Origin of the sequence: Roseinatronobacter ekhonensis, assembly GCF_900499075.1 — a bacterium.
GTDB lineage: Bacteria > Pseudomonadota > Alphaproteobacteria > Rhodobacterales > Rhodobacteraceae > Roseinatronobacter > Roseinatronobacter ekhonensis.
In genome coordinates this window covers 1-18290 of sequence record NZ_UIHC01000051.1, presented here as the reverse complement: position 1 = coordinate 18290, position 18290 = coordinate 1, and the positions used below count along the sequence as shown (strand labels likewise).

21 protein-coding genes and 1 riboswitch are annotated in these 18290 nt (G+C 61.8%); of the genes, 4 read left to right on the top strand and 17 right to left on the bottom strand.

Annotated elements, in window-relative coordinates; translation table 11 throughout:
• Positions 1 to 301: 301 nt before the first annotated feature.
• Positions 302 to 396: riboswitch (TPP riboswitch) on the top strand.
• A 67-nt stretch (positions 397 to 463) separates the two neighbouring features.
• Genes thiM through tenA form a run of 4 tightly spaced genes read left to right on the top strand, consistent with a single transcriptional unit; the run spans position 464 to position 3346 of the window.
• Positions 464 to 1252 carry a hydroxyethylthiazole kinase gene (gene thiM, locus ROE7235_RS16185; RefSeq protein ID WP_121096523.1) on the top strand — a complete coding sequence of 263 codons (789 nt, stop codon included), beginning with the start codon at positions 464 to 466 and terminating at the stop codon, positions 1250 to 1252.
• On the top strand, positions 1249 to 1860 hold the full coding sequence (gene thiE / locus ROE7235_RS16180) for a thiamine phosphate synthase (protein ID WP_245964000.1): 612 nt from the start codon (positions 1249 to 1251) through the stop codon (positions 1858 to 1860). Before thiM ends, thiE begins: the two co-directional genes overlap by 4 nt.
• Positions 1857 to 2663 carry a bifunctional hydroxymethylpyrimidine kinase/phosphomethylpyrimidine kinase gene (gene thiD / locus ROE7235_RS16175; protein WP_121096521.1) on the top strand — a complete coding sequence of 269 codons (807 nt, stop codon included), beginning with the start codon at positions 1857 to 1859 and terminating at the stop codon, positions 2661 to 2663. The genes thiE and thiD overlap by 4 nt, the downstream gene beginning before the upstream one ends.
• Positions 2660 to 3346 (top strand): thiaminase II, encoded by a 687-nt coding sequence (gene tenA / locus ROE7235_RS16170; protein ID WP_121096519.1) that lies wholly within the window; start codon positions 2660 to 2662, stop codon positions 3344 to 3346. Before thiD ends, tenA begins: the two co-directional genes overlap by 4 nt.
• A 183-nt stretch (positions 3347 to 3529) precedes the next feature.
• Here tenA and modC read toward each other — a convergent pair whose 3' ends face one another.
• The 17 genes from modC to ROE7235_RS16085 all read right to left on the bottom strand — a co-directional run bounded on the left by modC (position 3530) and on the right by ROE7235_RS16085 (position 17998).
• Positions 3530 to 4627, bottom strand: a complete 1098-nt coding sequence (gene modC, locus ROE7235_RS16165) for a molybdenum ABC transporter ATP-binding protein (RefSeq protein WP_121096517.1) — start codon at positions 4625 to 4627, stop codon at positions 3530 to 3532.
• Positions 4627 to 5322 carry a molybdate ABC transporter permease subunit gene (gene modB, locus ROE7235_RS16160; protein WP_121096516.1) on the bottom strand — a complete coding sequence of 232 codons (696 nt, stop codon included), beginning with the start codon at positions 5320 to 5322 and terminating at the stop codon, positions 4627 to 4629. Before modB ends, modC begins: the two co-directional genes overlap by 1 nt.
• Positions 5323 to 5326: 4 nt before the next feature.
• Positions 5327 to 6091 (bottom strand): molybdate ABC transporter substrate-binding protein, encoded by a 765-nt coding sequence (modA, locus tag ROE7235_RS16155; RefSeq protein ID WP_121096514.1) that lies wholly within the window; start codon positions 6089 to 6091, stop codon positions 5327 to 5329.
• Positions 6092 to 6156: 65 nt separating this feature from the next.
• The gene (locus ROE7235_RS16150) at positions 6157 to 6540 is read right to left on the bottom strand and encodes a winged helix-turn-helix domain-containing protein (protein WP_121096512.1); all 384 of its coding nucleotides are present in this window, start codon (positions 6538 to 6540) and stop codon (positions 6157 to 6159) included.
• Between the two features lie 94 nt (positions 6541 to 6634).
• Entirely contained in the window at positions 6635 to 7351 is a 717-nt protein-coding gene (locus ROE7235_RS16145; protein ID WP_121096510.1) for an ATP12 family chaperone protein, read from the bottom strand.
• Positions 7352 to 7442: 91 nt separating this feature from the next.
• Positions 7443 to 8474 (bottom strand): RluA family pseudouridine synthase, encoded by a 1032-nt coding sequence (locus ROE7235_RS16140; RefSeq protein WP_121096527.1) that lies wholly within the window; start codon positions 8472 to 8474, stop codon positions 7443 to 7445.
• 148 nt (positions 8475 to 8622) lie between these two features.
• Complete coding sequence (locus ROE7235_RS16135; protein ID WP_121096509.1) at positions 8623 to 9933, bottom strand: replication-associated recombination protein A; 1311 nt, start codon at positions 9931 to 9933, stop codon at positions 8623 to 8625.
• A gap of 29 nt (positions 9934 to 9962) precedes the next feature.
• Complete coding sequence (locus ROE7235_RS16130; RefSeq protein ID WP_121096525.1) at positions 9963 to 11318, bottom strand: trypsin-like peptidase domain-containing protein; 1356 nt, start codon at positions 11316 to 11318, stop codon at positions 9963 to 9965.
• A gap of 135 nt (positions 11319 to 11453) precedes the next feature.
• On the bottom strand, positions 11454 to 11870 hold the full coding sequence (gene rplQ / locus ROE7235_RS16125; protein ID WP_121096508.1) for a 50S ribosomal protein L17: 417 nt from the start codon (positions 11868 to 11870) through the stop codon (positions 11454 to 11456).
• Positions 11871 to 12054: 184 nt separating this feature from the next.
• Positions 12055 to 13071, bottom strand: coding sequence for a DNA-directed RNA polymerase subunit alpha (locus ROE7235_RS16120; protein ID WP_121096507.1), 1017 nt, complete (start codon positions 13069 to 13071; stop codon positions 12055 to 12057).
• Between the two features lie 116 nt (positions 13072 to 13187).
• Positions 13188 to 13577, bottom strand: coding sequence for a 30S ribosomal protein S11 (gene rpsK, locus ROE7235_RS16115; protein ID WP_121096506.1), 390 nt, complete (start codon positions 13575 to 13577; stop codon positions 13188 to 13190).
• Between the two features lie 15 nt (positions 13578 to 13592).
• A complete protein-coding gene (gene rpsM / locus ROE7235_RS16110; protein WP_121096505.1) occupies positions 13593 to 13961 on the bottom strand; it encodes a 30S ribosomal protein S13 in 369 nt (122 codons plus the stop codon).
• A gap of 181 nt (positions 13962 to 14142) precedes the next feature.
• Positions 14143 to 14481, bottom strand: a complete 339-nt coding sequence (locus ROE7235_RS16105) for a DUF6693 family protein (RefSeq protein ID WP_147434246.1) — start codon at positions 14479 to 14481, stop codon at positions 14143 to 14145.
• 2 nt (positions 14482 to 14483) lie between these two features.
• Positions 14484 to 15062 carry an adenylate kinase gene (locus ROE7235_RS16100; RefSeq protein WP_121096503.1) on the bottom strand — a complete coding sequence of 193 codons (579 nt, stop codon included), beginning with the start codon at positions 15060 to 15062 and terminating at the stop codon, positions 14484 to 14486.
• Positions 15059 to 16423 carry a preprotein translocase subunit SecY gene (gene secY, locus ROE7235_RS16095; protein WP_121096502.1) on the bottom strand — a complete coding sequence of 455 codons (1365 nt, stop codon included), beginning with the start codon at positions 16421 to 16423 and terminating at the stop codon, positions 15059 to 15061. The genes ROE7235_RS16100 and secY overlap by 4 nt, the downstream gene beginning before the upstream one ends.
• A gap of 105 nt (positions 16424 to 16528) precedes the next feature.
• A complete protein-coding gene (rplO, locus tag ROE7235_RS16090) occupies positions 16529 to 17020 on the bottom strand; it encodes a 50S ribosomal protein L15 (protein ID WP_121096501.1) in 492 nt (163 codons plus the stop codon).
• Between the two features lie 120 nt (positions 17021 to 17140).
• Positions 17141 to 17998, bottom strand: a complete 858-nt coding sequence (locus tag ROE7235_RS16085; RefSeq protein ID WP_121096500.1) for a DMT family transporter — start codon at positions 17996 to 17998, stop codon at positions 17141 to 17143.
• Between the last annotated feature and the right edge of the window lie 292 nt (positions 17999 to 18290).

Sequence of the window (18290 nt, the reverse complement as noted above, 5' to 3'; positions counted from 1 at the left end):
GCGCTCGACAAACGCACCCCAGACGCGGCATACTTCGAGCAAGCAGAGATACGAAAAGCGGCATGAACATAAATCTGATGCATCTTAGACAAGCCGCAAACCTGTCCTAAAAAGCAGGACCACTTCAATGCGCAACTCTGTGCGCGCGCTTACAGAGTAAGCGGCGCTCCTGCACAGCGACCACGCCCCGCCTTCCCTGCCATCGGCGGGGCGTGGCCGCGCCTGTGTCGCGCCAGTTTTCCTAGGCCTGAAAACAGTTTTCCACTGCGCTTGACATGCCGCGCTTTCAACGCGATCTTGCGGGTTGCGACAGGGGCGTCCGTGCGAGCGGGCTGAGAAGTACCCTTTGAACCTGAACCAGATCATGCTGGCGTAGGGAGTCCGTGAAGGTGCTTTCGGCCCGCAGGTTGGTCGGTCATGCGCCTTTACCGGTCCTCTCGAACACGCACGGCGGGAGGATAGGATGACAGATTTCGGCACCCGGCTAGACCACATGCGCGCCACCGCGCCGCTTGTGCATAACATCACCAACTTTGTCGCGATGAATTTCATGGCGAATGTCTTGCTTGCGGCAGGGGCATCGCCTGCAATGGTGCACGCCCGAGAAGAGGTCGCGGAATTCGCCGGGCTGGCGCACGCGCTGACGGTGAATATCGGAACGCTCGATCCGGCATGGGCCGAAGCGATGAACCTTGCCGCACAGGTCATGCAATCGTCTGGGCGTCCTTGGGTGCTGGACCCGGTTGGCGTTGGCGCGACGCGGTTTCGCCAAGATGTATGCGGTGAACTGATGGACCGCGCGCCGACCGTGATACGGGGCAATGCGTCCGAAATCCTTGCTCTGGCGGGGATTGCCGCCACGGGGCGCGGGGCGGATGCCGCCGACAGCGTCGCTGCGGCAGAGGATGCAGCGCGCGATCTGGCACAACGCACCGGTGCGGTGGTTGCCGTATCCGGCCCAGAGGATTTCGTGACCGATGGCGCGCAGGCATATCGCGTGGGCAACGGCCATCCGCTTATGCCGCGCGTGACCGTTCTGGGCTGTTCTCTGAACGGCGTGATCGCGGCCTTTGCCGTGGGCGCACCCGCTTTGCCGGCAACCGTGGCGGCCATGGCCTATTACGGGCAGGCGGGCGAACAGGCTGCTGCACGCGCGCACGGGCCGGGCAGCTTTCAACCGGCATTTCTGGATGCGCTTTATACCATCACAGGGGCCGAACTGGACGCTGGCGCGAAGGTTCGCGCGGCATGATGGGACCTGTCTATGTGATCACCGACCCGGATGCATCCCTGCCAGTCGCCGCGCAGGCTTTGTCCGCAGCACAGGGTGGCGCAGGCGCAGTCCAGATCCGCGACAAGCACATCTCGGACGACGACTTCGCAGCGCTCGTTTCGGCGCTGTTGCCGCAGATGCGGGCGCTTGGCGTCAAACTGATCGTGAATGACCGCGCGGGTGTGGCGCTGCGCACAATGGCCGACGGGCTGCATATCGGGCAAGGCGACGGCGATCCGCGCGCGCTTCGCGAACAAATGCCCAAGGGGATGATCCTTGGCCTGTCGGTGCAAACCGTCGCGCAAGCACGCCGCATTCCTGCGGGCGTCGACTATATCGGCGCGGGTCCGGTGCGGGCAACCGCAACAAAACCCGACCATGCCGCACCCGTCGGGCTAGAGGGGCTGGCCCAAATTGCGGCAGCAACCGCCCTGCCCTGCTACGCCATCGGCGGGATCAAACACGGCGACGCCCGCGCGCTGAAAACGGCGGGGGCGGTTGGTATGGCCGTGGTCAGTGCCGTGACCCGCGCGCCGGACCCGGTGGCCGCAACCCGCGCATTGCTAACGGACTGGAGCATGGCATGATCCCCAATATACTGTCGATTGCAGGCTCGGACCCCTCTGGCGGCGCGGGCATTCAAGCGGATATCAAAGCGATCTCGGCCAATGGCGGGTACGCCATGGCGGCAATCACCGCGCTGACCGTGCAGAACACCCAAGGCGTGCGCGATGTGCAAATGCTGGACCAAGACTTTGTGGCGGGTCAGATCGTGGCCATCCGTGACGATATCCGCATTGACGCCATAAAAATCGGAATGCTGGGAAGCGCCGCGATCGTGCGGGCCGTCGCCGCCGCATTGGAGGGCGTCAGGGCACCCGTGGTGCTGGACCCGGTGATGGTTGCCAAAAGCGGCGACCGCCTGCTGCGGGCCGACGCGGTCACAGCCTTGCGCGCCGCATTGCCATTGGCCACGGTTCTGACCCCGAACCTGCCCGAAGCCGCGGACCTTTTGGAACAACCAGAAGCTACTGACCGCAAGAGTATGGAGTCTCAGGCACGGGCATTGCTGGCGCTTGGCCCACGCGCGGTTTTGCTGAAGGGCGGGCACTTGGCAGGTGCAGACAGCCCCGACCTGTTGGCGACGGCGGCGGGCATGAGATGGCTGCCGGGCGCACGTCATGCAAGCCGCAACACCCATGGCACGGGCTGCACGCTCTCGTCCGCGCTGGCGACATGTCTTGGGCATGACCTGCCCCTGCCACAGGCCTGCGCCCGCGCGAAGGACTACATTACCCGCGCAATTGAAACCGCCGGTGAATTGACCGTCGGGCAAGGCCACGGGCCGACCCACCATTTTTACGCCATGACCGAAGGAGCGCGCCAATGAGCTTTGTTGAAACCGTGCTGCAAGAAAACGCCGACCTATGCGCCGCGATCCGCGCCATGCCGTTCAATCGGGCCTTGGCGGACGGCACCTTGCCGACTGAAGTTTTCCAGCACTACATCATTCAGGATGCGCATTACCTGGAAGGGTTCGCGCGGGCCTTGGCGCTCGCGGCGAGCGCCGCGCCCGATGCGGATGCTGTTGCGCAGCTTGCCGGTTCCGGGGCCGGAGCGCTGCATGTCGAACGCGACCTGCATGCCCATTACATGGGGTTGTTCGGCGTGACTGCGGCAGATTTCAACACAACGCCGCCCACGCCGGCTTGCGACCATTACACAAGCTTTCTCATCTCGACCGCTGCGACCTGCACAACGGGCGAGGCGGTTGCGGCCCTGTTGCCGTGTTTTTGGGTGTACCGCGATGTCGGTCATGACATTCATACTCGCGCGGCGGGCGATAACCCATATCGGGCATGGATCGACACATATGTCAGTGACGATTTCGACGCTGCGGTCGCACGAAGCTGCGAACTCTCGGACAGGCTTTACGCACAAGCATCCGACACCGTACGCGGGCAGATGCGCGCGGCTTTCGCGAAAAGCACTTTGATGGAATGGGCTTTTTGGGACAGCGCATGGCACCTGCGCGGTTGGCCCACCCCCGACCCCACTGGCATTGCGGCGTAGAACAATCCGTTCAGAATGAACGGGGCGACGTGGGTGTCTCGTCTGACCGTTGCGATCAGTCAGCAGGCGAACAAAGCGTTTTCCGGGCCACGCACAGGCAGGCCCGACCCTACGCTGGTATTTGTCACAGTATGAACGGCTGGCCCGACGGGTATATTCTGCGTTCCAGGTCCAACAGGCGCCCTAGCTTTGGCGCTTCGCTCCGCCGCCAATATCGCCAGAGGCCACCGACACGGTCTTGACGACTGCAAAAACAGTCGCCCCCACTTCGAGCGCCATTGCAGCAGCGGAACGCTGCGTGATACGTGCAAGCACGCGGCCTGCCGCAGTGTCTAATGCGACAATCGTGCCGGGTCCATCACCGGCCCGGATATCTTGGATCGTGCCCGGCAGAATGTTGAGCGCGGACAACCCCTCGGGGCGGGTGCGCGACAGAATCACGTCATGGGCAGCAATCCGAATGCGCAACTGCGCCTCTGGCGCGGCGCGAACACGCGGCAGGAAAAGCGGCAAGCCGCCCGCGTCCAGCTCTGTCAAGCCGTCGTCATGGTGCCGCGCCACACGCGCGGTGAGCACAGCCCCCGCATCGCGTGCGCCGGTGGGCAGGATAGACGGGTCGCCCAAAACCGCATGGGCCGGGCCTTGGGCCACGACACGCCCCGCATCCAGCGCAACCACAGTCGTCGCAAGCCGCGCCACTTCGGACGCCGAATGGCTGACATACAGGATCGGGACAGACACCTCGTCACGCAGCCGTTCGAAATACGGCAGGATCTCTGCCTTGCGCGCCTCGTCAAGCGCCGCAAGCGGTTCATCTGCCAGGATCAGCCGCGGCGCCGACAAAAGCGCGCGCCCTATAGCGACGCGCTGTCTTTCGCCGCCGGAAAGTGCGCCGGGGCGACGGTCCAGCAGCGGGCCGATGCCCAACATCTCGACAACGCGGGACATGCTTTCGCGCGGGGCAGACTTGGGCGCGAACCACGCGCCATAGGCAAGGTTCTGGCGCACGGTCAAATGCGGAAACAGCCGCGCTTCTTGAAACACATACCCGATGCGCCGCTTATGCGGCTTTAGCCGGATAGTGCGATCCGTGTCCAGCAGAACCCAATCACCCGCCGCGATGCGCCCGGTTTGGGGCATAAGCAGTCCCGCCACCGCATTGACGATGGTGGTCTTGCCCGAGCCCGAACGCCCGAATAGCACAGTCACCCCCGCAGGCGCGGTAAAATGGGCGTCGAGCGTGAAGCCCGCAAACTTATGGCGCAGCGACACGTCCAGCATCACGCGCCACCCACGCGGGCCGCAACCCGCCGCCCGATCATCTCCGACAGCAGCAGCGCCCCCATGGCCACGACGACAGAGACGATCACCAAACGTACTGCCGCATCCTCTCCTCCCGGCACTTGCAGGAATGCATAGATCGCAGAGGGGATGGTCCGCGTCTGGCCCGGAATGTTCGATACGAAGGTGATAGTCGCGCCAAATTCGCCCATCGCTTTGGCAAAAGCGAGGATCGTGCCAGCCACGATTCCGGGCAGCGCCATTGGCAGCGTGACCGTCAGGAACACCCAGATCGGCGATGCCCCAAGCGTTGCGCTGGCTTGCTCCAATTTCGGGTCCACCGCCTCTATCGACAGTCGGATGGCGCGCACCATAAGCGGAAAGGCCATGACAGCCGCAGCCACGGCGGCCCCTGTCCAGCGAAACGCCAGAACGACCCCCCAATCGGCCAGCACAGACCCGACGGGACCGCGCGTGCCAAGGGTCAGCAGCAGAACGTAGCCCGTTACCACGGGGGGCAGAATCAGCGGCAGATGGACAATCCCGTTCAGGATTTGCTTGCCCGGAAAGGACCAACGCGCCAGCGCATAGGCAACGAATATTCCAAGCGGCAGGCTGGCCAGCGTCGCCCAAAACGACACCTGAAGCGACAGCGCGACCGCCTGCCATTCTGCCGGGCCAAGCCAGTCGGTCACGCGCCTAATCCGCCACGACGACAAAGCCCTGCCGCTCGAAGGCCGCGCGGGCCTCTGCGCCGCGCAGGAAATCGAGGAAGCTCTGGTTCAGAGGGTTATCACTTTCGGCCATCGCAGCGGCTGGGTAGACGATGGGCGGGTGCGTGTCCGGGGGGAAGGTGCCGACCACGGTGACGCTATCCTCGGCCACGGCATCCGTTGCGTATACAATGCCGTAGGGTGCCTCGCCCACCGCCACAAACGCAAGCGCGGCGCGCACATTGTCGGTTTGCGCGACCTGCGGCGCAACCGAGTCCCAAAGCCCAAGGCTTTCAAGCGACGCCTTGCCGTAAATCCCGGCCGGCACGGACTCGACGAGCGCCATGGCCAGACGTCCGTCGCCCAACAGGCCAGCAAGATCCATATCTGGTCCGACAGTCACCGCCGCGGCATCCGTGCCCGCAGCAACCAGCACAATCGCGTTGTTCGACAGGTCGAACCGCGTATCCGCCGCGACAAGCCCATCTTGCTCCAGGCGATCCATCCAGTCCGGATTGGCCGAAATGAAAATATCGGCGGGCGCGCCCTGCTGGATTTGCCGTGCTAGCGCGGACGACCCGGCCAAAGAAACGACAAGGTCATGGCCCGTCGCGGCCTCGAACTGCATTTCCAGTTCGGACATGGCATTGGTCATGCTCGCAGCAGCGAATACCGTGATCTCGTCGCTGTGAACGGGGGCAGCACAAGCCACGCCAAGCACAATGACAGAGTATCGGATCGAGGGGATCATGGCGCGCCTCTGGGTGGGATATGTCTAACAAAACATATCGCAAGATGATGCCGAATAATCAAGCGTTATTTCCCATCGGGAATATCCCGTAGCATGGATTGGATCGCCCCGATCCGCGCGGCACCCGCTTCTGCCATGATCTCTTCCAGCTTGCGGTAATTGGACAGAACCTCTGCACCGGCCTCTGTCAGCCGCGCACCACCGCCTTTTGCGCCACCCCGTGAGGATTCAATCAGTGGTTCCCGAAAGGCCGCGTTCATCGTTTCGACCAACATCCAAGCACGCTTGTAGCTCATGGACATTGACCGCCCAGCAGCCGCAATAGACCCGGTCTGCCCGATCCGCTCTAGCAAATCCGCCTTGCCCGGCCCCAGCATCGCATCCTCTCCAAAGAGGATACGGATGCGCAAGCTTGGCGTTGGGCCATCGGGTCTGGGTTGTTCGGTCATTTGGCGCAGTATGGCGTGGCGAGCGTTTCAGACAAGCGGCTTTGCACGATTCTCAGCCCGCAATATGTAATACAAGACATAACGCCTAGCCGCTTTAGCCAGCAGAGTGCAACGCAAAATAGAAACGGGCCGCATCCAGAAAGGCACGCTTGCGCCCCTCTGCCAACGCTTCTGCCTCTTCGTCACTGCCCCATTGCGCGATTTGCCACTCTTCGTCCACACGCGACGCGGCCCAAAGCGCCTCTGGCGTATCGAACCGGTCAATCACCGCCAGAGCGATCAACAATGACCCGGACATAGCCACAAGATCATGGAAACAGGTCAGCTCGAACGCGGTCAGCCGCGCGACATCGGCCCGCAGGCTATCCAGCAGAACAGCCGGTTGCGGCGCGTGCACAATTCCGTGGCACACCACCGCGCGCGTCCCGTAGCGATGCGCCGCCCAATCCAAGATCGGGTTCCACGCCTCTGCCTCCAGCGCGTTCAGTCTCTCAGGGCCTTCGGCACGATAACAGACCAGATCGCTGTCACCGTAGTCGGTTATCAGCCCCGCAACCTCGGCCATCTGCCCGCGCACCTTGTCGATGGCGGCGTTGGCGGCGCGGGTTGCGGGCATGCTGGTAGGGTCAATCGCCTCGGACTGTGCGCGCCACTCCTCGGCGACGATGTCAGCAAAGGCGCGGGTCGGCACCACAAGCGCCGATTTCGCAGGTGTTTTCACCCCGCGACCGTCCAGCTCAATCGCGAAGCCGTCCTCGACCTTTGCAACCGAAACCTCTGTCCAGAAGCGTTTCTTGACCCAACCGCTCATACCGCCGCCCCATTCCAGATCAGAGTCAACGCATCCTCCAGTTCCACGAAATCCTGAGTAAGTTGGCGCCCCAACACCGCAAATTTCCGCATCACCCGACCTCGAATGGATCGGCGGGGGCATCGGCTGCGGACCAGCCGAACAAGGCCCATGTCTGCGCCATATGCTCTGGCAGCGGGGCGGTCACTGTCAAAACAGCGCCGGTGACGGGGTGTTCCAGTGTGATAGAGCGCGCGTGCAGATGCAATTTGCGGCTGACCTCTCCACCAATACCCGCGCCCCAACCGTCACCAAGATTTTCTTGTGCCGAGCCACCGTATTTACCATCCCCCATAATCGGATGGCCCATTTCCGCCATATGCGCGCGCAGCTGGTGGGTGCGCCCCGTGACGGGCGACAGCGCCATCCACGCGGCACGGCTACCAAGGCGTTCAATGACGGCAAAATCGCTTTGCGCGCGTTTCGCGCCCTCGGTGCTGTCAACCTCATTGGGGTGAATGCAGCGCATCTTCTCGGCCCCGCGCCCGCCGGTTTTCAGCAAACCGTAGCGGACCGTCCCCATCAAGGGTTGCGGCACGCCTGCGACAAGCGCCCAGTATATCTTGCGGGTGTTGCGGTGGCGGAAACTCTCGGACAGGCGGCGCGCCACGCGCGGCGTGCGCGCCAGCAGCAACACGCCCGATGTGTCTTTGTCCAGCCGGTGCACCAGCATCGGCCGTTCTTTGTAGTCGAACATCAGCGCATCGGCCAAACCGTCTACGTGCCGCGCGCCTTGCCCGCTGCCGCCCTGACTGGGCAGACCGGGCGGCTTGTTCAACGCAATCACATGCTGATCGCGGAAAATGACACAGGACCGGATCATCGCGGCATCGGCCTCGGACGGGCTGGATTTTACAACGGGCGGCGCGGCGGGCGTATCAGGCAAGGGTGGCACGCGCACGCTTTGTCCGGCCTCGACCCTGCTCGACGCCTTCACCCGTCCGCCATCGACACGGATCTCACCCTTGCGGCAGGCTTTTTCGATCAACCCTTGAGTAATCTGCGGAAACTGGCGCTTCAACCAGCGGTCCAGCCGCTGGCCGCCATCCTCTGGCCCGACCTGCCGTGTTTCTACCCTGCTCATGCCAATCCCCTGCATATTGGCTCGTGTCATGCGCAAAGCGCGGGGGCAATGTCAACGGCTCGACCATTCATCTTGCCTAAAATACTCCGCCGGGGGGTGAGCCAGCCTGCCAAGGCTGGCGAGGGGGCGGCGCACGCCCCCTGCCCTGCTATCCGCCGCGCTTGGCACGCAATTTGGCGAACCACGCCAGCCGCTTGCCCAAGTCGCGCTCGAACCCGCGTTCGGGGGGCTGATACAGCACTGGACGCGGCACACCGTCGGGGAAGTAGTTTTGCCCCGAAAACCCGTCTTCGGCGTCGTGGTCATAGGCATAGCCCGCGCCATATCCCTGTTCTTTCATCAGCCCAGTGGGCGCGTTCAGGATGTGCTTGGGCGGGGGTTCCGAACCGGTCTGCTTGGCGAGCTTCTGCGCCCCCTTCCAAGCCACATACCCCGCGTTAGACTTGGGTGCGAGCGCAAGGTAGATCACCGCCTGCGCCAGCGCCAGATCGCCCTCGGGGCTGCCAAGGCGTTCATAGGTGTTCCACGCGTCCAGACAGACCGCCTGCGCTTGCGGGTCCGCCAGCCCGATATCTTCAACTGCCATGCGCACCATGCGTCGAGCCAGATAGCGCGGGTCTTCGCCGCCTTCGATCATCCGCGCCAGCCAGTATAGTGCTGCGTCCGGGTCGGACCCGCGCACGGATTTGTGCAGCGCAGAGATCAGGTTGTAATGCGCGTCGCCCGATTTGTCGTACTGCGCCGCGCGCCGCATCAGCCGTTGCGACAAGGCCGTGCGGTCCAGCTTGCCTTTGACCTGCCAGCCCATCACCTGCTCGATCAGGTTCAGCCCTGCGCGCCCGTCGCCATCGGCCATGTCCAGCAGCGCCTCGCGCGCCGGGCCGTCCAGCGGCAGGGCGCGTCCAAGCTCTTGCTCGGCACGCTGCGCCATCAGTTCCAGATCGGCCAGCGTCAGCCGCTCCAGCACAATCACCTGCGCGCGCGACATCAGCGCGGCGTTCAACTCGAAGGACGGGTTCTCTGTCGTGGCGCCGACCAGCGTGATCGTGCCATCCTCCATATGCGGCAGGAAGCTGTCCTGCTGCGCCCGGTTGAAGCGGTGGATTTCATCGACGAATAACAGGGTCCCGCGCCCGGTCTGGCGGCGCAGCTTGGCGGCGTCGAAAACCTTGCGCAGTTCCGGCACACCCGAGAAAATCGCGCTGATTTGCACGAATTCCTGTTGCGTGTGGTCGGCTAACAACCGCGCGATGGTGGTTTTGCCTACGCCCGGCGGCCCCCACAGGACAAGGCTTGCCAACTGTCCACTGGCCAACATGGCCCCCAGTGGCCCATCCGGCCCAATGGCTTTCGCTTGGCCGATCACTTCGGAAAGAGCACGCGGCCGCAGCCGGTCGGCCAAGGGGCGCGGGCCGGGTTTCGGGGCATCCGTGGCGTTGGTGTCGAACAGGTCGGCCATGTGCCAGCCTAACGCGCGGGGCTCCGCGGTTACAGCCGAAACCGCAAGGACAGTTGCCGCCCCTCGCGGATAAGCTCTATGACCCAAGCCCGCGTCTGCGCCCGCGACAGACGCGCCACATCTGCCGTGCTTTGGACCGGTTCACCGTTTATGGCCAGCAGCACATCACCGGGCCGCAGCCCGACCCGCCCCGCAAGGTCTTGCGCTTGGGTCACAAGGATGCCGTCGGCATCCGGTGACAGGCCAAATTCTGCAATCACGGCGGGGTTAATACGCATCACCTCCAACCCCGCAAGTGCCGAGCGCGCGTCGATCCGCCGGGTCTGACGTTCAGGGCTTTCGGGTGGGGCAATCAGGTCGATCGTCACCTCGCGGCTGTCGGTGCCCCGACGGGCTTCCAGCACAGATTGCCCGCCGATGCCCTTAGCGGCCAAACGGAACATCATTTCGGGGGCAGAATTCACCTCTCCACCATCGACCGACAGGATCACATCGCCGCGTTGCAATCCGGCTTTTGCCAGCGGGCTGTCGGGGTGTAGCTCCAGCAACACCACGCCCGCTGGGATGGTCTGGTCGAATGCATCAGCCAAGGCTGCATCCATCGCCTGCGCGGTCACACCGGCCCACGGGCGCTGGAACCGCTCCCGGCCGTCGCGCGCCTGTGACACAACCTGCGCGACCAGATTGGCGGGGATCGCAAAGCCGATGCCGTTCGACCCGCCAGAGCGCGTGATGATCGCCGTGTTCACGCCGACCAACTCGCCCGCCATATTGACCAGCGCACCACCGGAATTGCCGGGGTTTATGGGGGCGTCGGTTTGCAAGAAATAGCCGCGACCCGATCCGACCGCGATTCCAGATCGCGCAAGACCAGAGATGATCCCGCTTGACACGGTCTGTCCCACGCCGAACGGATTGCCAATCGCCAGCACCAGATCACCGACCTCTGCACCGTCCGAATCCGCCAGAGAAAGCGCGGGAAGATCGCGCGCGCCCTGCAATTGCAGCACGGCAAGATCGCTCTGCTCATCCGTCAGCACAACCTCGGCCGCGAATTCGCGCCGATCGCTCAACACCACGCGGATCTCGGTGGCTTGGCCCACAACATGGTAATTCGACACCACCAACCCGTCAGAGCCAACGATCACGCCAGAGCCGAGCGAGTTCTGCACCCGTGGCGTGGTCTGGCCGAAATTGCGGAACAGGTCGCCAAAGAACGGGTCATCGGCAAAGGGATTGCGGCGCTCTGCGACCACGCGCTGCGCGTAAATATTCACCACGCCAGGTGCGGCCTGCTTGACCAAGGGCGCGTAGGATAACTGGATCTGGGCCATGGATTGCGGAACGGTCTGGGCCTGTGCCGGTGAAAGCGCGGCAATCGACATGGAAAGGCAAAAGGTCAGAATTCGAAACAAGGCGTCCTCCGGTGTCGCGACAGAGTCGATATGGGTGCTGTTCTCGCAAACAAAAAGGCCCGCACGCAAGCTGCGCACGGGCCTTTGAAATTCCGGAGCAGGTGCCTATTCCTCGGCGGCGGCAGCTTCCTCGCGGGCGAAATCGGCGGCACCTTTGGCCGACGGGTCACGCTCTACAAATTCGATAATCGCCATCGGTGCCATGTCGCCATAACGGAACCCGGCTTTCAGAATGCGGATATAGCCGCCCTGACGGTCCTTGTAGCGCGGGCCAAGAATATCGAACAATTTCTTGACGTCCTTGTCCTGCTTCAGTTGGGCCGCAGCCAGGCGGCGGGCGTGCAGGTCGCCGCGCTTGGCCAGCGTGACCAGCTTTTCCACGATGGGACGAAGCTCTTTGGCTTTGGGCAGGGTGGTCTTGATCTGTTCATGTTCGATCAGCGAACCCGCCATGTTCGAGAACAGCGCTTTGCGGTGCTCGGCGGTGCGGTTGAGGCGGCGGTAGCCGCGGGCGTGACGCATGTCATATCTCCTTAACGTCGTGTTTTACTTTGTCCGGCCATGGCTGCGTGACCACGGCTCTCCTTGGGGCATGTCCCGGACCTGATCCGGGGCCGCCCAGTCTTTCACCGCACTGCCCCGGACTTGATCCGGGGCCTCACGGTCGTAGAGATCCCGGATTAACTCCGGGATCCCCTTGGGAGGATCAGAATTGATCCTCGAAACGCTTGGCCAACTCATCGATATTCTCGGGCGGCCATTCTTCCACGTCCATGCCGAGATGCAGCCCCATACCCGACAACACTTCCTTGATCTCGTTCAAGGATTTGCGGCCGAAGTTCGGGGTGCGCAGCATTTCCGCCTCGGTCTTCTGGATCAAGTCGCCGATATAGACGATGTTGTCGTTCTTCAGGCAGTTCGCGGAGCGCACCGACAGTTCCAACTCGTCCACCTTCTTCAGCAGCAGCGGGTTGAATTCCAGACCGTCATCATCATCTTTCGACCCGGCCGATTCCGGCTCATCGAAATTCACGAATATTTGCAACTGGTCCTGCAAGATGCGCGCGGCGTAGGCGATTGCGTCATCAGGACGAACGGAGCCGTCGGTTTCGACCTTCATCGTCAGCTTGTCATAGTCCAGCACCTGACCTTCGCGGGTTGGCTGCACATCATAGCTGACGCGTTTGACGGGCGAGAAGATCGCATCGATAGGGATCAGACCGATGGGCGCATCCTCGGGGCGATTCTTGTCAGCGCTGACATAGCCCTTGCCGGTGTTGACCGTCAGTTCCATGTAGACAGACGCGCCATCATCGATATGGCAAATCACAAGATCCTTATTCAGAACCTCGATCCCGGCGCTGGTTTCGATGTCACCCGCAGTGACAACGCCCGGACCTTGGGCCGAGATCGAAACGCGCTTCGGCCCTTCGACATCCATGCGCAAGGCAACGCTTTTCAGGTTCAGGACAATATCGGTCACGTCTTCGCGCACACCCGGCACCGAAGAAAACTCGTGCAAGACATTGTCGATCTGGACGGATGTAATCGCGGCACCCTGCAGCGAGGCCATCAGGACGCGGCGCAGCGCGTTGCCGAGCGTCAGGCCAAAGCCACGCTCCAGCGGCTCGGCGATAATCGTCGCCTTGCGCGCTGCACCTGCGCCCGGTTTCACGTCTAGCTGTGCCGGCTTGATAAGTTCTTGCCAGTTTTTATGGATCATGTGTCGCCTCCATTCTTGTCGCGGGGCCATGCCCAAGCCCGTGCGACGCCCGAGGATCTAAAAGACAGAAACCAGACCCCACCGAACAGTGGGGCCTGGCAAAAACCGGACCAACCTTAGACGCGGCGACGCTTCGGAGGGCGGCAGCCGTTATGTGCCATCGGCGTGACGTCGCGGATGGACGTGATGTTGAAGCCAACGGCAGCCAGCGCGCGCAGCGCCGATTCGCGGCCAGAGCCGGGGCCCTCAACTTCGACATCCAGCGTTTTCACGCCATGTTCCTGCGCCTTTTTGCCCGCATCTTCTGCGGCCAACTGCGCGGCGTAAGGGGTCGATTTGCGCGAGCCCTTGAAGCCCATAGTACCAGCAGACGACCACGAAATGGCGTTGCCTTGCACGTCGGAAATCAGGATTTTGGTATTGTTGAAGCTGGAGTTCACATGAGCGACACCAGCAGCGATATTCTTGCGAACCTTGCGCTTTACGCGCGTTTTATCACGAGCCATGGATCAAGCCTTCCCTTACTTCTTCTTGCCAGCAATAGCTTTTGCCGGGCCCTTGCGCGTACGCGCATTGGTATGGGTGCGCTGACCGCGCACGGGAAGGTTGCGACGATGGCGCAAACCACGGTACGATCCGAGGTCCATCATACGCTTGACGTTCATCGACACCTCGCGGCGAAGATCGCCCTCAACGGTGTAGTTCGCATCAATATGCTCGCGCACGGCAAGCACTTCGGCATCGGACAATTCGTTGACACGGCGAGTTGTGTCTACGCCCACAGCTGCGCAGATATCTGCAGCTGCCTGGGGCCCAATGCCATGTATATAGGTCAGCGCGATCGGAACGCGCTTTCCCGTTGGGATGTTTACGCCAGCAATACGTGCCACGCGGGTATTTCCTTTCGTTGCGGTTCCGTAATCCCAGAACCTTTTTTCACAACACGGGGCGCGAACCCCCCGCGTGCATTCCAATACGAAACGCGCCCGTGGCAGACAGACTGCCGCGCAGGCGCGATTCTCATCTCAGAGCTGTCGGGTATGTGCTTTTCAGACCAAGGTCAAGACCCGATCACAGCGGGACTGTGACGGTCGCGTTCATCAGCCGTTTGACCACGGATTGCCAGTAGACAAAATAGGCAAGCCCCAAGGTCAGAATGGTCAATACCAGCCATATAATAGCATGGCCAAGGATATCCGCAAAGCCCACTTCGACCGACAAACGCGCCGTCGCAACCCCATTCGCATCGAGCACATAGGTTTTGTTGATCGGCGCTTTCAGGAAATAGTATGGCAGAACGAACAAAGCCAACCCGAAGGTGATCAGTGTCAGAACAAGCCAGATCAACAACTGCCCGAGTGCCTCGGCGACGCTGAAATCACAGCGCAGGCGTTGTCCTGTTCCCAACACGCTCATGCCTCTAGGATGGCGGAAATATCACCGGCAACCGCGTCCATACTCCGCATGCCGTCGACCTGCTGCAACTGGCCTTTGGCGTAGTAGTAACCCAGAAGCGGGGCGGTCTGCTTGTAGTAGGCGCGCAGTCGGTCATCGAAAACTTCGGGCGTGTCATCGCGGCGCACGGGTTGACCTGCGGCCTTCGCCTCGTCAGCGCGCTTGACAATACGGCCCACGAGCGCCGCATCGTCTACCACAAGCTCAATCACGGCATGCAGCCCGGTCTTGAAGCGCGACAGAAGATCGCCCAACGCGTCAGCCTGCGCAAGTGTTCGCGGAAACCCATCGAAAATGAAACCGCCAGAGGAGCCTTGTTCCAGCTTTTCCGCGATCAGACCGATCACGATCTCATCTGTGACAAGCTGGCCCTTGTCCATGACCTCTGCCACGCGTTTACCCATCTCGGTGCCAGAAGTCTTGGCCGCGCGCAGCATGTCACCGGTCGACAGCTGCACCATTCCGCGCGCCTCCACCAGCTTTTGCGCCTGCGTGCCCTTACCGGCGCCGGGCGGTCCGATCAGGATGATATTCATCGCCGGGCCGGTGCCTTGGGCTTGGCGCGTTTGCGCGATTTGCCGCGCAGTTGCGATTTCTCAAGCAAGCCCTCGTATTGGTGCGCAATCAGATGCGATTGAACGCGGTTGATCGTGTCCATTGTCACCGAGACGATAATCAGCACCGAGGTGCCACCAAAGTAGAACGGAATGGCCAGTTGTCCGCGCAGCACTTCCGGCAACAGGCTGACCGCGGCAAGATAGATCGCCCCGACCGTGACCAGACGTGTCACAACGTAATCGAGATATTCCTCGGTGCGCTTGCCGGGCCGAATACCGGGCACAAAGCCATTCTGGTTCTTCAGGTTGTCAGCAACCTCATCGGTCTTGAACGCCACGTTCTGGGTATAAAAGAACGTGAAAAAGACGATCATCGCTGTGAAGAACAACAAATAGGCAGGCTGTCCGGGGCCGAAATAGGCGAGGACCGTGGCCATGATTTCGGATTGCGAATTGCCCGAAAAGGTCGCCAGCGTGGTCGGCAGCAACAAGAGCGATGAGGCGAAGATAGCCGGGATCACGTTGGCCGGGTTCACCTTGATCGGCAGGTGCGACTGACCGCCATCAAAGACCTTCATCCCAACTTGGCGGCGCGGATACTGGATGTGGATTTTGCGAATTGCGCGCTCCATAAACACAACGAAGGCGATCACGGCCACGATCATCACGATCACACCGATGATCACCGCGGGAGAAATCTCTCCCGAACGGCCCTGCGCAAGAAAATTGGCCAGAGCCGCCGGAATTTCAGCTATGATGCCGACGAAGATAATGAGCGAGATACCGTTGCCGATGCCGCGCTCTGTGATCTGCTCACCCAACCACATCAGGAACATGGTGCCGCCAACGAGGGTAATCACAACGGCAGCACGAAAGAACCAGCCCGGATCTGTCGCAAGATCGCCGGCCTCTAGCGAGACGGCCAGCCCATAGGACTGTCCAAGCGCCAGCATGACGGTCAAATAGCGGGTGTATTGGTTCAGCTTGCGCCGCCCGATCTCACCCTCTTTTTTCAGGGCTTTCCAAGGCTCATACATCGCGCCGACAAGCTGCACGATAATCGCTGCGGAAATGTAGGGCATGATGCCAAGGGCAAAAATCCCCATGCGGCTGATGGCACCGCCGGTAAACATGTTGAGCATACCGCCGATGCCCGACGCTGCCTCGTCCATGAATTCGCGCAACGCCAGACCGTCGATACCTGGCACGGGAATATACGTCCCGATGCGGTAAACGATCAGCAATCCAAGCGCAAAGAAGATGCGTTTGCGAAGGTCGGTCGCCTTTGCAAGCGCACTCCAGCTTGTGTTTGCCGCGAGTTGGTCAGCACCAGATGCCATCTGCGTCTCTCTCTGTCATGTCTGCGCCGCCAGACCGGGGTGCGGACGGCGGCGCGAAAACCCGGTTAGGGGTGATGTAAGGGGCTATGCAGCCCCTCACAACCTTTATTCAGCGGCCGCCGTCTCGTTTTTGGGCGTAGGCGCGATGATTTGAACAGAACCACCAGCCTTTTCGACCGCTTCCACAGCCGATTTCGACGCGCCGGTCACTTCCAGGGAAATCTTCGAGGTGATCTCACCCTTCGAAAGAATGCGCACGCCATCCAGCTTGCGGCGGACCAGGCCGGAGGCAAGCAGCGCGTCTTCGGTGATGGCGGCAGACGCGTCCAGCTTGCCATCAGTGATGAATTTTTCGATCAGGCCAAGGTTCACGACGGCAAAACGCGCACGGTTGGGCTTGTTGAAGCCACGCTTCGGCAAACGCATATACAGCGGCATCTGGCCGCCTTCGTAGCCATTGATCGCCACACCCGAACGGGATTTTTGGCCCTTGATACCACGGCCGCCCATCTTGCCCTTGCCAGAGCCGGGGCCACGGCCCACGCGCATACGTTTCTTGGTTGCGCCCGGGTTGTCTTGAAGTTCGTTCAGTTTCATGTCGCTTCTCCTCTGCCGGAACTACCCCCCAGCGACGGATTGGGGCAAACACGGCCTAAAAAATGAGTCGCGGCCCGAACCCGGACCACCGGGGGCGTATACGGCCAAGGCGCGGCACGATCAAGCCCCCTGTTTATCATGTCCTTCCCTAGCCAACACTCCCAGTAGGATACCGCCAAGGATAACGCCAGAAGCGACCACGGCCCGCAGGGTCAACGGTTCCGCCAATAGGGTCGCGCCACCGATCAGGGCGAGCACAGGCACGCATAGCTGCGCCAATGCGCCCTTTGTTGCCCCCAGCGTCGGCAACACCCGATACCAAAGCGCATAGCCCAACCCCGATGTGACGGCCCCAGACAGGATCGCCAGCACAACACCGAAGGTTGATGCGGGTGGGCCTGCCCCAAGGGCCAACGCCACCACGATCACAATCGGCGTTGCAAGCAGGAAGTTTGACGCCGTTGCCACCAAAGGGCTGGCGACTTTACGTCCGGCCAGAGAGTATATTCCCCATCCGATTGCAGCGACCGCCATCAACGCCAGAGAGGAGGGCGGCATAGGAGTCCCCGCTCCGGGCCAAGCGAGGAATACCAGTCCGGTCAGCGACACCGCCATGCCCAGCCAACGAAGCACAGGCGGCGCCTCACCCTCCGCAAGCGCTCCCGCGAACATGGTCAGCTGGACACCCGCGAATAACACCAATGCGCCAAGCCCCGCGTCCAGTTGAAGATACGCATAGGAAAACCCGAGAAGATAGGCGGCCAAACCGCCGACCCCGACCCAGTCGGGTCGACGCCAGATCGTTCCGGCCCCAGACTGGACCACAACTATCAGCCAGAGCACAAGCGCGCCGCTTGTCACGCGAAGCGCCGCAAATTCACCGGGGCCGATATGCCCACCGGCCAATGCGGCACGGTTGAGCAGGGAATTCGCCGCAAACGCGATCATCGTCAGGGTTGTCAGCGCAAGCAGTCGCATCGGCGGGCTTTCTGTATTCGCGCTTTACCTTTGGCACGGGATACAGAATATCCCAATCACCTTTGCGCGTGACGACAAAAGCAAAACGCCCCGCATCAAGTGATGCGGGGCGTTTCAATCTTTGCAAAGCCCGAAAGACTTAGCCGCGTTCTTCCACGATCTCTACTAGTGTTCTGAGTCTGACACTTCCTACCTGTTTCCGCGAATTTCATCGAGCGCGTTCAGAGCGCGGCGTTCCCGGGTGAGGATGTCCTCGGCGGTTTTGGTCCATTTGAAGGGTTTGGGCTTGTCG

Excerpts from the sequence above, each read along its gene's own strand:
- thiM (WP_121096523.1), top strand. The coding sequence starts at position 464 with ATGACAGATTTCGGCACCCGGCTAGACCACATGCGCGCCACCGCGCCG.
- thiE (WP_245964000.1), top strand. The coding sequence starts at position 1,249 with ATGATGGGACCTGTCTATGTGATCACCGACCCGGATGCATCCCTGCCA.
- thiD (WP_121096521.1), top strand. The coding sequence starts at position 1,857 with ATGATCCCCAATATACTGTCGATTGCAGGCTCGGACCCCTCTGGCGGC.
- tenA (WP_121096519.1), top strand. The coding sequence starts at position 2,660 with ATGAGCTTTGTTGAAACCGTGCTGCAAGAAAACGCCGACCTATGCGCC.
- modC (WP_121096517.1), bottom strand. The coding sequence starts at position 4,627 with ATGCTGGACGTGTCGCTGCGCCATAAGTTTGCGGGCTTCACGCTCGAC.
- modA (WP_121096514.1), bottom strand. The coding sequence starts at position 6,091 with ATGATCCCCTCGATCCGATACTCTGTCATTGTGCTTGGCGTGGCTTGT.
- ROE7235_RS16150 (WP_121096512.1), bottom strand. The coding sequence starts at position 6,540 with ATGACCGAACAACCCAGACCCGATGGCCCAACGCCAAGCTTGCGCATC.
- ROE7235_RS16145 (WP_121096510.1), bottom strand. The coding sequence starts at position 7,351 with ATGAGCGGTTGGGTCAAGAAACGCTTCTGGACAGAGGTTTCGGTTGCA.
- ROE7235_RS16140 (WP_121096527.1), bottom strand. The coding sequence starts at position 8,474 with ATGAGCAGGGTAGAAACACGGCAGGTCGGGCCAGAGGATGGCGGCCAG.
- ROE7235_RS16135 (WP_121096509.1), bottom strand. The coding sequence starts at position 9,933 with ATGGCCGACCTGTTCGACACCAACGCCACGGATGCCCCGAAACCCGGC.
- ROE7235_RS16130 (WP_121096525.1), bottom strand. The coding sequence starts at position 11,318 with ATGTCGATTGCCGCGCTTTCACCGGCACAGGCCCAGACCGTTCCGCAA.
- rplQ (WP_121096508.1), bottom strand. The coding sequence starts at position 11,870 with ATGCGTCACGCCCGCGGCTACCGCCGCCTCAACCGCACCGCCGAGCAC.
- ROE7235_RS16120 (WP_121096507.1), bottom strand. The coding sequence starts at position 13,071 with ATGATCCATAAAAACTGGCAAGAACTTATCAAGCCGGCACAGCTAGAC.
- rpsK (WP_121096506.1), bottom strand. The coding sequence starts at position 13,577 with ATGGCTCGTGATAAAACGCGCGTAAAGCGCAAGGTTCGCAAGAATATC.
- ROE7235_RS16100 (WP_121096503.1), bottom strand. The coding sequence starts at position 15,062 with ATGAATATCATCCTGATCGGACCGCCCGGCGCCGGTAAGGGCACGCAG.
- secY (WP_121096502.1), bottom strand. The coding sequence starts at position 16,423 with ATGGCATCTGGTGCTGACCAACTCGCGGCAAACACAAGCTGGAGTGCG.
- rplO (WP_121096501.1), bottom strand. The coding sequence starts at position 17,020 with ATGAAACTGAACGAACTTCAAGACAACCCGGGCGCAACCAAGAAACGT.
- ROE7235_RS16085 (WP_121096500.1), bottom strand. The coding sequence starts at position 17,998 with ATGCGACTGCTTGCGCTGACAACCCTGACGATGATCGCGTTTGCGGCG.